The organism is Actinomyces sp. Z16, from assembly GCF_003111765.1.
Taxonomy (GTDB): domain Bacteria; phylum Actinomycetota; class Actinomycetes; order Actinomycetales; family Actinomycetaceae; genus Actinomyces; species Actinomyces glycerinitolerans.
In genome coordinates this window covers 2,350,727-2,362,866 of the sequence record NZ_CP027862.1, presented here as the reverse complement: position 1 = coordinate 2,362,866, position 12,140 = coordinate 2,350,727, and the positions used below count along the sequence as shown (strand labels likewise).

The 12,140-nt window shown below is 69.1% G+C and carries 11 protein-coding genes; 5 read left to right on the top strand and 6 right to left on the bottom strand.

Annotated elements, in window-relative coordinates:
* Positions 1–77 precede the first annotated feature (77 nt).
* Complete coding sequence (ispG, locus tag C3B71_RS09800) at positions 78–1,259, top strand: flavodoxin-dependent (E)-4-hydroxy-3-methylbut-2-enyl-diphosphate synthase (RefSeq protein WP_073332953.1); 1,182 nt, start codon at positions 78–80, stop codon at positions 1,257–1,259.
* Between the two features lie 43 nt (positions 1,260–1,302).
* On the top strand, positions 1,303–2,286 hold the full coding sequence (locus C3B71_RS09795; protein WP_108967764.1) for a GNAT family N-acetyltransferase: 984 nt from the start codon (positions 1,303–1,305) through the stop codon (positions 2,284–2,286).
* A gap of 261 nt (positions 2,287–2,547) precedes the next feature.
* Here the strand turns inward: C3B71_RS09795 and C3B71_RS15915 are convergent, their stop codons facing one another.
* The 5 genes from C3B71_RS15915 to C3B71_RS09770 form a co-directional block, all read right to left on the bottom strand.
* Positions 2,548–3,066, bottom strand: a complete 519-nt coding sequence (locus tag C3B71_RS15915; protein WP_146752434.1) for a hypothetical protein — start codon at positions 3,064–3,066, stop codon at positions 2,548–2,550.
* Positions 3,067–4,411: 1,345 nt separating this feature from the next.
* Complete coding sequence (locus tag C3B71_RS09785; RefSeq protein ID WP_108967758.1) at positions 4,412–4,831, bottom strand: TA system VapC family ribonuclease toxin; 420 nt, start codon at positions 4,829–4,831, stop codon at positions 4,412–4,414.
* Positions 4,828–5,061: a CopG family transcriptional regulator gene (locus tag C3B71_RS09780; RefSeq protein WP_108967754.1), complete on the bottom strand. Its 234-nt coding sequence runs from the start codon at positions 5,059–5,061 to the stop codon at positions 4,828–4,830. Before C3B71_RS09780 ends, C3B71_RS09785 begins: the two co-directional genes overlap by 4 nt.
* Before the next feature lie 68 nt (positions 5,062–5,129).
* Entirely contained in the window at positions 5,130–5,432 is a 303-nt protein-coding gene (locus tag C3B71_RS09775) for a winged helix-turn-helix domain-containing protein (protein ID WP_108967750.1), read from the bottom strand.
* A gap of 2 nt (positions 5,433–5,434) precedes the next feature.
* Complete coding sequence (locus tag C3B71_RS09770; protein WP_073332987.1) at positions 5,435–6,109, bottom strand: hypothetical protein; 675 nt, start codon at positions 6,107–6,109, stop codon at positions 5,435–5,437.
* Positions 6,110–6,345: 236 nt separating this feature from the next.
* On the opposite strand from C3B71_RS09770, the gene C3B71_RS09765 reads away from it, so the two are divergent.
* From C3B71_RS09765 to C3B71_RS09755, 3 genes are read left to right on the top strand one after another with little or no spacing between them, the layout of a single operon-like run.
* A complete protein-coding gene (locus tag C3B71_RS09765) occupies positions 6,346–8,184 on the top strand; it encodes a proline--tRNA ligase (protein WP_108967747.1) in 1,839 nt (612 codons plus the stop codon).
* Positions 8,185–8,236: 52 nt separating this feature from the next.
* Positions 8,237–10,054: a DEAD/DEAH box helicase family protein gene (locus C3B71_RS09760; protein ID WP_199912487.1), complete on the top strand. Its 1,818-nt coding sequence runs from the start codon at positions 8,237–8,239 to the stop codon at positions 10,052–10,054.
* A gap of 5 nt (positions 10,055–10,059) precedes the next feature.
* Positions 10,060–11,088, top strand: a complete 1,029-nt coding sequence (locus tag C3B71_RS09755; RefSeq protein WP_108967742.1) for a hypothetical protein — start codon at positions 10,060–10,062, stop codon at positions 11,086–11,088.
* Here C3B71_RS09755 and C3B71_RS09750 read toward each other — a convergent pair.
* The gene (locus tag C3B71_RS09750; protein ID WP_108967739.1) at positions 11,076–12,110 is read right to left on the bottom strand and encodes a hypothetical protein; all 1,035 of its coding nucleotides are present in this window, start codon (positions 12,108–12,110) and stop codon (positions 11,076–11,078) included. The genes C3B71_RS09755 and C3B71_RS09750 overlap by 13 nt on opposite strands.
* Positions 12,111–12,140 lie beyond the last annotated feature (30 nt).

Below are 12,140 nucleotides of genomic sequence, written 5' to 3'. Positions count from 1 at the left end.
CCCCGGGAGGCGAATCGCACCCCGGTGTGAGCCGGCCACCACGGCGACCGCGCTCGCCCGGTGCCATACTGTGAGGCGTGACAGAAGCGATCGCCCTAGGCATGCCAACCGTGCGTGAGGAGCCCCCGGTGCTGGCGCCCCGCAAGCCCACCCGCAAGATCCGCGTCGGTGACGTGGAGGTCGGGGGCGGAGCCCCCATCTCCGTGCAGTCGATGACCACCACCAAGACCCACGACGTGGGGGCGACCCTCCAGCAGATCGCGGAACTGACGGCGGCCGGCTGCGACATCGTGCGGGTCGCCTGCCCCACGGACAAGGACGCCGAGGCCCTGCCGATCATCGCCAAGCAGTCGCGCATCCCCGTCATCGCCGACATCCACTTCAACCCCAAGTACGTGTTCGCCGCCATCGAGGCCGGCTGCGGGGCCGTGCGCGTCAACCCCGGCAACATCCGCAAGTTCGACGACAAGGTCGCCGAAATCTGCAAGGCCGCCTCCGACCACGGCACCTCCCTGCGCATCGGCGTCAACGCCGGCTCCCTGGACCCGCGCCTGCTGAAGAAGTACGGCAAGGCCACCCCCGAGGCCCTGGTGGAGTCCGCCGTCTGGGAGGCCGGCCTGTTCGAGGAGTGCGGCTTCCACGACTTCAAGATCTCCGTGAAGCACCACGACGTGGTCACCATGGTGCAGGCCTACCAAATGCTCAGCGAGCGCGGCGACTGGCCGCTGCACCTGGGCGTGACCGAGGCCGGCCCGGCATTTCAGGGCACCATCAAGTCCTGTGCCGCCTTCGGCATCCTGTTGGCGCAGGGCATCGGCGACACCATTCGCGTGTCCCTGTCCGCCCCGCCCGTGGAGGAGGTCAAGGTCGGCACCAAGCTGCTGGAGTTCATGGGGCTGCGCGAACGCAAGCTGGAGATCGTCTCCTGCCCGTCATGCGGGCGCGCCCAGGTGGACGTGTGGTCGCTGGCCGAATCCGTGGAGGAGGGGCTGAAGGACGTGTCCGCCCCGCTGCGCGTGGCCGTGATGGGCTGCGTCGTCAACGGCCCCGGTGAGGCCCGCGAGGCCGACCTCGGCTGCGCCTCGGGCAACGGCAAGGGCCAGATCTTCGTGCGCGGCAAGGTCATCAAGACGGTTCCCGAGGACCAGGTGGTGGACACGCTGCTGGAGCAGGCCCAGATCATGGCCGAGCAGATGCGCTCCGAGTTCGGCGAGGCGGCTCTGGCCGGCACCTCACCGAGTGTGGTCGCCAGCGTCTGAGCCCGCCCGTAATGCCCCGATTCCTGCAACCGCCCGCATCCGCGTGAACCTGTTCGGCCGCCGCCCGACGTCGCCGCTCACCCCGCTCGACCCGGCCCAATTGGACGGGCTGCTCGAGTTGTGCGCCCTCGACCCGGTCGCCGGCGTCGCCCTGGCGCACCAGGTGCTGCGCTGGCCCAGTTGGGCGCGCGGGGATGTGGTGGTCGCCGCCGACCCCTGGCGGCCTGTGGCCGGCGCCTGGGCCACCGGCTCACTCATGCCCTTCGGCCTGGCCGCCCGGCCGGAGTTGGGACACCCGGGCGCCGGGGACGAGGTGGCCCGCGCGCTCGCGGACCACGCCTTCCGGCGCCTGACTCGCCGCGGCTCGGTGGCCGGACCGGTGGCGGACGTCGCCGCCGTGTGGGAGCACCTGGCGGCGGCCGGCATGCGCTCGCGGGAGGAGCGCTGGGAGCAGCCGCTGCTGGTGGCGCCGCGGGGGACGGGCGGCACGTTGGCGGCCGACGCCCTGGCACGGCGCCCGGAACTGGCCTGGGTGGCGGCGGGGGTGCATCGGGCGGCGCCGACGGAGGAGGCGCTGGTGCTGCCGGCGAGCGTGGCCATGTTCACCGGCGAGCTCGGCTACGACCCGACCACCTCCGGGTCCTCCTACGCCCGGCACGTCGGCTGGCTGGTGGGCTCCGGCCGCAGCTATGTGCTGCTCGACGACGGCGCCGGCGGTCCCGTCGGGCAGGATGCGGTTGCCGGCGGGGGAGCCGCCGTGGCCTTCAAGGTCGACGTGGGCTCCCTGTGGCTGCGGCCGGGCGGCTCGGTGGCGCAGTTGACCGGTGTGTGGACCCGCCCGGACCTGCGCGGGCGCGGCATCGGCTCGGTGGCGCTCGCAGCCGTGGTGGACGCGGTGCACCGCGACCACGTGGGTGCCGACGGTGCGGTGAGCCTGTACGTGAACTCCTTCAACGCTGCCGGCCTGGGGCTGTACTACGGTCTGGGCTTCAGACGCGTGGGCACCTTCGCCACCGTGCTGCTGTGAGGGAGAGCGCGCCTGTGCGTGTTTTCTGCCGCAGGAGTGTTGGCCTCATTGCTTGTGAGCGAGTCTGTTGGCGTCCCCCAATCTGTTCGACTCTTCCTGATGCCGCAACATGCGCACTATTTCACCTAGTGACCGAGCGATGTTTACGAGCGTGCAGGTTCCAACAATGATACCGATGAAAACAACTAGATCCTGGATTAGAGTCCAGTAGTCAACCCAAGTCGTCATGGCTCCTCGACACCCTCCTTTGTCCCGATTCCGTCAGTGCTCAGTAGTAGGACGACGTTGTGAGATGTGAACCGTACGATGTGACGTACATTCCCCTGGTGTGGGTTCCCTAACCGCCGTAATTAGCGAAGTCTCCGAGGACGAGAATTCTGTTCGAGGCGACTCGCTGAGCGCGGAAGGAGCCACCGCCATAGGTCGTATCACCGCCTGCGCCCCAGAAATTAGTGATCCGTGACCCGTAGCTTGGCTAGATGCCGTATACTCCTGGTCGGCAGTGAAGGAGCCGTCGGCATAGATCTTGACGTGAATGATAGATGTGCCCGATGTTCTGTCCTCTGTAATGATGGGAGCGCTTCCCTCCTTGTCGGCGTCAAGCGTCTCGTCGTTCTTGACCTTGTCGATCGCGTACTGCTGCAGTTCGGATGGAACCCCGTATGAGGTCAACCAGTCCCGCGGTGCTTGTTCATCGGCGGTTGTCGCGGCTTGGCTCGGCGGCGCGAGCAGTGCCAGGCAGAATACGGCAATCAATGCGGCAATCTTGATGGGGGGCACATGATGATCTCCTTCGACGTTGAAGTGGCGAGAAATACCCCACATATAGAGTATAGCATGCAACTGTCAACTGTGGGTATGGAATCGGTGAGTGGATGCGGGAAGACGTCGAGGTCGTGTTATATAGGTCGTTTGAGCCAGTGATCGATGCTGGCGATGTGGGTGGTGGCTTGGTAGCGGACGGCGAGTTTGTCGTACCTGGTGGCCATGGCCCGGTTCTGCTTGAGCTCGCCGAAGCAGCGATCTACGGCGTTGCGGTCCTTCTGTTCTCACGCCACCCGTGATACCCCAAAGGCCTCACCCTATCCCGCACACCACGCCGACTTGCACAACACGACCTAAAGCAACACGTTCACACCGATAATCGGGTGCTTCCGGTTTGCGGGTGTGAGGTCCGGCCGGGGCTGTGGTGCGGGGGTGGTGGTCGGGGTGATGCGGTCGTGCTCGGGTCGGCGGGGACGTCGTCGGGCCGCCGAGGACGCTCTCCCGGGAGGCGTCCTCGAGGGCCGGGGCGTGTCCTCTAGCAACCCCGCCAGGCCATCCAGGCCGGCTCGTCGTGCTTGTGGATGTGGCGGCCGGCGTGTCTCCGGGCGAGGAAACCGGTGGGCCTGCCGGTTCACCACGGTGACCGCCGCCCAGCTGTCACTGATTGCACCACTTTACCTGCCCGGACACGAGCCACCTAGCGCACATCGTTGAAATCATGCGGTTCTGTCGACCAAGGTTCCGGCATGTCCCAGCAAAGTGGTGCAATCTGTGACAGCTGGGAGCACTATCGAATGTTCATGGGCGCTGCGGTTTGTGGGTGTGGTGGTTCGGGCCCGCGGGTGGTCGTGCCCGGGCGCACGAGGTCGGCGTGGGGTCTGCGAGGATGTTCTGAGGCTGACGAGGACTTGTGGCCGGCGGGGTCGTGTTCGGGCTGGCGAGGACGTCCTCGGCCCGGTAGGGGCGTCCTCGCCGCCGGCCGGGCGGAGTGCTCGAGGACGCGGGTTAAACCTCCACGGCGCCGGCTCACCACGCCAGAACGCCTGGCCTGGCTGCACTTGGCTGCCGATAGCTCCGGCGCCCGGGAGCGGGGCCGTCTACTGCGCCGCTTCGCCGTCTGCTACGCCACTTCGGGGTTAACAACGCCGGTTAACCGTCTGCTGAAGGCCCCTGGGGTATACAGCAGAGCGTTTAGTAGCGTTGTTAACGCCCAGCCGGCGCACCAGACACCCCACGCCACCCACCCCACCCCATGCCATATCCCAGGACATCGGCAGCACTCCTGCCGCAGCCCGAGACAACCACCACACCCCCAAACCGGAAGAACCGATAATCGGGGCCCGGTGAGGAGTCGAGCGGCTTAGGCGCCGGGAATGACTCCGGGAATGAGCATGGTTGTGCTCTGACGGCGCTGTGCCAAGGGGCGATCGCAGGTGACCAGTAGCCCGCCATGGGAGTGGGCCAACTCAGCCAGGTATGTGTCCGTGACTTGTTTGTGCCCATGAACGTCATTCATGTCGATGTCCGCATACGATGCGTCGTCCGGCCAAAAGGCCCATTGTTCCAGCAAATGGAGATGGTTCAAGGCGGCTTGTGATGTCTTTATGGAGTAACCGCAGCGGACCATGTACCGGCAATAGGCCCCCTCGGTGATGGGGCTGAGCACGAACACCGCCTCATCCGGGCAGGACACCAGCCAGGCGCGAGCCGGATCGTGGTGTTCGTGCTCCGGAACCAGCAAAGCTACGAGGACATTGGCGTCCAAGAGATACGTAGTCATTCGGAATCCGCCAGAAAGGCATCAACATCTGCCGCGGTGACCCGATGTCCAACATGCATGACCGGAAGATTGGTCTCGGGATCGATCTCTAGGGGCGTCTCGGGCTCGAGTTGTTCTAAACCGCGACGCGTCAGATCCGCCACCAGCGAGGATATGGAAGTCTTCCTTTCCTCGGCGAGCCGTTTGATCTGGCTGTGTACGGCGGGTGGCAGATCGACGGTAGTGCGCATGACTGCATCATACAGTGATGTGTTATGAGTGCACCAGGTGTCTGGTGCACTCACAGCGGGCGTCGCCGTCACTCGGCATCCAGCAAGGCGCGTAGCTGCCGGGTGTATTCGGCGAAGGCCGCGCGGCCTCGAGGCGTGAGCGAGACATACGTGGCGGGCATGCGCCCGGAGAAGGTCTTGTTCTGCTCCACGTACCCCGCCTCCTCCAGCCGTGACAGGTGGGTGGACAGGTTGCCCGCCGTCATGCCCAGCAGCTGGCGCAGACGGGGGAAGACCAGGGCGTCTCCCTGGGGGACCGCGGCCAGGGTGGCCATGATCCGCAGGCGGGACTGGGCGTGAATGACCGGGTCGAGCGGTTCGCTGGTGGGCATCGTCAGTCCCGCACGGCTGCGCTCTGACGGCGGCCGAGGAGCGCCGTCAGGATCCCTGCCGCCAGGAGGCCACCTCCGCCGGCCAGGGCCATGATGGCCCACAGCGCGTGTCCGCCGACGACGGTGGCCGCTGTGGTGACTACCAGTATCCAGCCGCCGGTGACGGCCATCGTGGTCTCCTCCCAGATGGCGGCTCCGGCGAGGAACAGTACCCCGACCACCAGGCACGGCAGGGCGTTGGCGACGATTGAGCCCACATTCGCCGCCTGGGCGGTCCCCAGTTCGTTGAGGAATGCTCCCAGCCTGGCGGTGGTGGTGAAGGCCAGGATCATGCCGCCCGCCCAGGCCAGTCCGTACAGCATGCCGATCCAGGAGGTGCGGCCGCGCAGTCCGCGTGAGCGTCGGGCGATGTATACGCAGGTGAAGACGGCGGCGGCCGCCAGGCAGCCCATGAAGGCTAGCCAGGAATTGCGGGGGAGTTCATAATCGCCGCCCACGCTGAGACCGCAGACGCCGTACCCGATCAGCCAGGCCAGGCCCCAGGCGAGGTAGAGCGGGGCGGAGTGGACCTCCATGTGCCGTAGGTAGGCGGTTTGCTGCTCGCTGATGGTGGCGAGTGCGGCGGCGGGCTCGAGTCCGCCGTCTGCGTTGTTGGGGGAAACCGGTGTCGGGTCCATGACTGCTCCTTAAGTAGAACAAAGTGGTTGGCCACGCAAACCGCTGCTTTAAGTGTACACGAACTAGTTTGTGACGCAAACCCATGGTGCTCGGTCTGTTTTCATCGGTTGCGGCGCTCGTCGGGTGCGGCTCCGCCTCGACGCGGGCCGTGCCGGCACTTGGCCTCGGCCGGTTGACTCCCGTGGCGGCGGGTCTTCGACTTGGCCCCGCGCCGTCAGCACGTAAGATCGGCCCCGTGCTTCAGACCATGTCCAAGGCCTTCATCCGAACCCTGCGCGAGGACCCCGCCGACGCGGAGGTAGACAGCCACAAGCTGCTGGTGCGCGCCGGCTACATCCGCCGTACCGTCCCGGGCGTCTACACCTGGTTGCCGCTCGGCCTGCGCACCCTGCGCAAGATCGAGGCGATCGTCCGCGAGGAGATGGACACCATCTCCCAGGAGGTGCTCTTCCCGGCACTGCTGCCCGCGGAGCCCTACAAGGCCACCGGCCGCTGGGACGACTACGGGCCCACCCTGTTCAAGCTGACCGACCGCAAGGACGCGGACTACCTGCTGGCACCCACGCACGAGGAGATGTTCACCCTCCTGGTCAAGGACCTGTACTCCTCGTACAAGGACCTGCCGGTGTCCATCTACCAGATCCAGACGAAGTACCGTGACGAGGCCCGCCCGCGCGCCGGCGTCATCCGCGGCCGCGAGTTCGTCATGAAGGACTCCTACTCCTTCGACATCGACGACGCCGGCCTGGAGGCCTCCTACCAGGCGCACCGCGCCGTCTACCAGCGGATCTTCAAGCGGCTGGGCCTGGAGTACGTGATCGTCAACGCCATGAGCGGTGCCATGGGCGGCTCCCACTCCGAGGAGTTTCTGCATCCCTCGCCCATCGGTGAGGACACCTTCGTGCGTACCGACGGCGGCTACGCGGCCAACGCGGAGGCGGTTACCACGCCGGTGCCCGCGGACGTGGACGCCTCCGGGGTCGGTCCCGCCCATGAGGTGGATACGCCCGACACCCCCACCATCGAAACCCTGGTCGACTTCGTCAATGCTGAACACCCACGCGCCGACGGGCGCGCCTGGATCGCCGCGGACACGCTCAAGAACGTCGTCGTAGCCCTGACTCACCCCGGCGGTGAGCGGGAGCTGCTGGTCGTCGGTATTCCCGGGGACCGCGACGTCGACATGCGGCGCCTGGAGGCCGCCGTCGCCCCCGCCGAGGTGGAGATGGCCACCGACTCCGACTTCGCCGCCCACCCCGAGCTGGTGCGCGGCTACATCGGCCCCGCCGTCATCGGCCCCAATTCGCCGAAGCGCCGCGTGGAGCGGGACGCGGAGGGCAATGAGGTGCTCACCGGCTCGGTGCGCTACCTGCTGGACCCGCGGGTGGTGCCCGGCACCGCCTGGGTCACCGGTGCCAACGCCCCCCAGCGGCACGTGCTCGACCTGGTGGCCGGCCGCGACTTCACCGCCGACGGCACCATCGAGGCCGCCGAGGTGCGTGAGGGCGACCCCGCCCCCGACGGCTCCGGCCCCCTGCACCTGGCCCGCGGCATCGAGCTCGGGCACATCTTCGCCCTGGGACGCAAGTACGCGCGCGCCCTGGACCTGACCGTGCTGGATGAGAACGGCAAGTCCCGCATCGTCACCATGGGCTCCTACGGCATCGGCGTCACCCGCGCCCTGGCGGCCCTGGCCGAGTCCAACAACGACGAGCAGGGCCTGGCCTGGCCCATCCAGGTTGCCCCCTACCAGGTGCAGGTCCTGGCCACCGGCAAGGACGACGCCGTCTTCGAGGCCGCCGCATCCCTCGCCGCCGCGCTGGACGGGGCCGGGGTGGAGGTCCTGTACGACGACCGCCGCAGGGTCAGCGCCGGCGTGAAGTTCAAGGACGCCGAGCTGCTCGGCATGCCCTTCATCGTGGTGGTCGGGCGCGACCTGGCCAAGAACGGCACCGTGGAGATCCGCGACCGCCGCAGCGGCGAGCGGGTTTCCGTGCCGGTGGCGCAGGCCGCCGACCGCGTGCGCGAACTGGTGCAGGCGGCGCTGGCCGGGGACGATGCCGCCCGCCCATAGCGGGGCGATCCGCCCGCCGCGCCCGCTGTCCGATTGGACTCTGACGGCGAACTTGCGCGGCTATCAGGTGGACATGCTGCGCGCCGTGGATCCCGTCGACGGCGCGCGTCTGCACCTGGTGGCGCCACCGGGATCCGGCAAGACACTGATTGGCCTGGCCCTCGCGCGCGCCAACGGGCGGCGGGCTCTCGTACTGACCCCCACCACCCTGATCCGTCAGCAGTGGTGTGAGCATGCCAGGGGGCACTTACGCGACGTCAACGGCCGCCCGCCACGCGTGCGCGACCATGTGAGCGACGGCGAAGATGCATCCCAAGACGACTACGGCTCCACGGTCCCCGCAGACCTGACGGTACTGACCTACCAGTCCCTGGCCGTGGTCGACACCGCCGCGCCCTGGCGGGCGGCCGCTCGAGAGCGCTGGCTCGAGGAACTCGCTGACTCCGGACAGGCTCCGGGCGGCGCCGAGGCGTGGCTGGAGGACCTGGCCGCGAAGAACCCTGCGGCCTACCGCTCCGGCATCTCCCGTCGAGCCTCCGCCGTTCGCGCCTCGCTGGCCTCGCTGGACGCCGATCACCTGGCCTCCCTGCTGCATCCGACGGCCCGGGCTCGGATAGACGCGCTGGTGAAGGCGGGCGTGGCCACCGTCGTCGTCGATGAATGTCACCATCTGCGCGCCCACTGGGCGGCCGTCATCCATTACCTGCTGGCCCGTCTCGACTCGGTCGGCGCCCGTCCCACCCTTATCGGGCTCACCGCCACGCTCCCGTCTGTGGAGGATCGTTCCCGCAGCCGGTACCAAGCGCTGCTGGGCGAGGTCGACTACGAGATCCCGGTTCCCGCCGTAGTTCGTGCCGGCTGTCTCGCACCGAGCCGCAGCCTGGTGCGCTTCACCCTCCCGGATCAACAGGAACGGGCATTCCTGGCCGACGCCGGTGCCGAGTTGGACCATCGCCTCGATGAGCTCCTGCTGGCCCCGGACGGTGTGGACTTCCTGGTGCACACCGTGGCGCCTCCCGTGGATGATCTGCCCGAGCCGACGGCCACCGACGACGACGCCCTCACCGTCCGCCTGGTAGCCGGCTTTGACGCCGATCCGCAGGCCGCTATCGCGGCCGGAGCACTGCTGCGCGACCGCCTGGGCGAATATGTCCCCACCGAGCAGACGACGGCGCTGGTGCCTCTCCTGCCGGCCACCCGCGTGCTGGACGTGGTCGAGAACCTGGAACTGCTCGGCCGGTACGCGTTGACCCGGCTGCTGCCCGTCCCGGGGCGCCGCCGTCAGTGGCAGGATGTCAAGGAGCTGTTGGCCGGCTACGGCTACCGGCTCACCGACTCCGGACTGCGTCCCGGCCGCTCGCCACAGGACGCGATATGCGCGGCATCCAGGGCGAAGGATGTAGCCGTCGTGGACATCCTGCACGCCGAACACGCTTGCCTCGGGGACAGGCTGCGCGCCGTGGTGGTCACCGATGCGGCCGAGCGCTCGGCCGCCCACCGCGCTCTGGACGTCCTCGGACCGCCCACCGGCTCGGAGGAACGGGCCTCACGCGGCGGTGCATTGCGCTGTTACATGACGATCCTGGCCGACGCCCTGGTGCGTGAACTGCACCCCGTGCTTCTGACCGGCCGACACTTGCAACTCGCCTCGGCCGACCACGAGCTGCTCGACCGTTTGCGTGCCGACACCGGATTGGAACTGCCCGCAATCGACGACGGCTGGACTCTGCGCGTGCAGGGCGTGGGTGCTGGCACCGCTCGACTCGTGCGCGCCGTGAGCACGCTGATGGACCGGGGAGCCGTGCAGCTCGTCGTCGGCACCCGCGGCCTGTTGGGGAGGGGTGGGACTGCCCGGCCGTTAACACCCTGATCGACTTGACCACCGTGACCACCGCCACTTCCGTTCAGCAGCTGCGCGGGCGCACGCTGCGGCTCGACTCCGCCTGGCCCGACAAGACCGCCCACAACTGGTCCGTCACCTGCCTGCTGCCCCGCCGGGCGGGAGCGGGCCCCGGAGGCGACCTGGACCGGCTCCGGCGACGCCACGAATACCTGTGGAGTGCCGTCCCCGATCCCGAGGCCGGTACCGCCGCCATTCGCACCGGGCTGGACGCCGCCCTGGAACCGCACCAGTGCCGCCTGCTCGGCGCCGTCGCGGGCGGCGCAGATGCCGACATTGTCGGTGCCCTCAATGCCGCGACGGTGCTCGGCCCCCGCGAGTGGGAGCGACGTGCCTGGAGCACCCCGCCGTCCGCCACCGTCGCAGAGGAGCGCGTTTCGGCACTCGAGAGCCTGGGCGAGGAGGCGCAGACGGTGGTACTGACCGCCGAGGACGGGTTGCTACGGCGCGGCGATCCCGCCGAGCTGTGGTACGGCGCAGCGTGTAGCGTCCTGGCCGGACTCATCGCCGCCGGTCGCATTGACGCCGATGCCGGTATCGGGGCCCTCAGCCTGACGGAGGCCGGCGCGTCGCGCATCGCCTTCACCGGCGGGGCCGCCGCCGACCGCAGACTGGCAGCGGACACCCTCGTCGAACTGGTATCCGCACCGAAGCACCGTCCACGGTTCGTGCTCGAGGTGCCCCGCTGGACCCTGCGCGTGACCACCCCGCCCGGGAGGCTGCGACGACTGCTCGCCCGCGGCCTGGACGCCCTGGACCGGGTACGTGGACGCGACCGCCTGTACCTGGCGGTACCGCGCACCCTGGGGCGATCCCGACGGGTGGTCACGGCCTTCGTCGAGTCCTGGAGTTTGCAGACCGGTCCTTGTCGCCTGCGCCTGGTGCGTGAAGAGGGGGACCTGCACGCCCTGGTCGCGGCGCGGGGACCACTGGGCGCCGGCGAACTGGTGCATGCCGTGCGTGAACGCGCCTGGATCGATGCTCCGCCCCCTCAGGCGGAGTAGCCGGGCAGCGGGTCGTCCGCGGCGGCGCCCCACGCGCGGGCACGCTCCGCCGCATACAGGGCCGCGTCGATCGCCGCCTCGGTGGCCTCGCCGCCCGCCGGGGCGACCTGCGCCAGTTCCGTCTCCTCCACCCGCAGCCACGCCTGCCGCGCCCAAGTGACGTCCAGGGAGGTGGCGGAGTCCGCCGCCTGCGTCGGGGCGGCGTAGGCCGCCAGCCGCGTGTCCTCCCCGCCCAGCGCCAGCGACGCGCTGATGACCGCCTTGGTGTAGACCACGTCCGCCTCGGCACGGGTGCGGGCCTCGTCACTCGAACGCGCGGCCACCTCCTCCAGCGCATAGCGGGTCGCGTCGTAGGCGGCCAGCAGCACGCCGGGCAGTGCCTCGGCCAGGGCCGAGGCGTCACGGCCGCTCACCTCCACCGCATCCGCATTGAGCGTGCGCGCCTGAAGCGACCACGCCACCGCCAGGGCGGCGTACAGCCGTGCCGTCGCGGCATCCTCGCAGGCGGCCGCCGCCGCACGCGCCTGCCACAACCCGTCGGTCAGGGCGGAGACCAGGTCGTCGACGTCGGCATCCGCGGCGGCCGACGGCGCAGGGGAGACCGTCTCATAGGTGGTGGGCACCGGCGTCGCCCACGGGTCCCACACCCCGCCCAGGGCCTCCAACTGGGTCCGAGCCGCCACGGCGATCGCATCCGCCTGGGCGGACTGCTGCCCGCCCGAGCGGGCGACCACGTCCGCCGTTGAGCCGATCAGCGTCGTCTGTCGGGCCAGCGCGTCCCGCATCGCCTCCTGAGCGGGCACCGTCGGCAGCGAGGCGGGCGAACCCTCACCCAGGCGCACCCCACAGGCGGCGGTCGCGGCCACCGCCGCCAGCGCTCCCGCCCGGCGCAGCAGCACCCGGCGGGGGAGCGCGCCGACCGGAGCCGATCCGGGCCGGTGTGAACCGCCGGCGTGGGCGGCACGGCATGCGGCAGGCTCTGGGGAGGGCGCGGCGGAATCGGTGGCGGGCGTCGGTGTCATGTGGTCATCCTCGCATGGGCGGGTAGCATG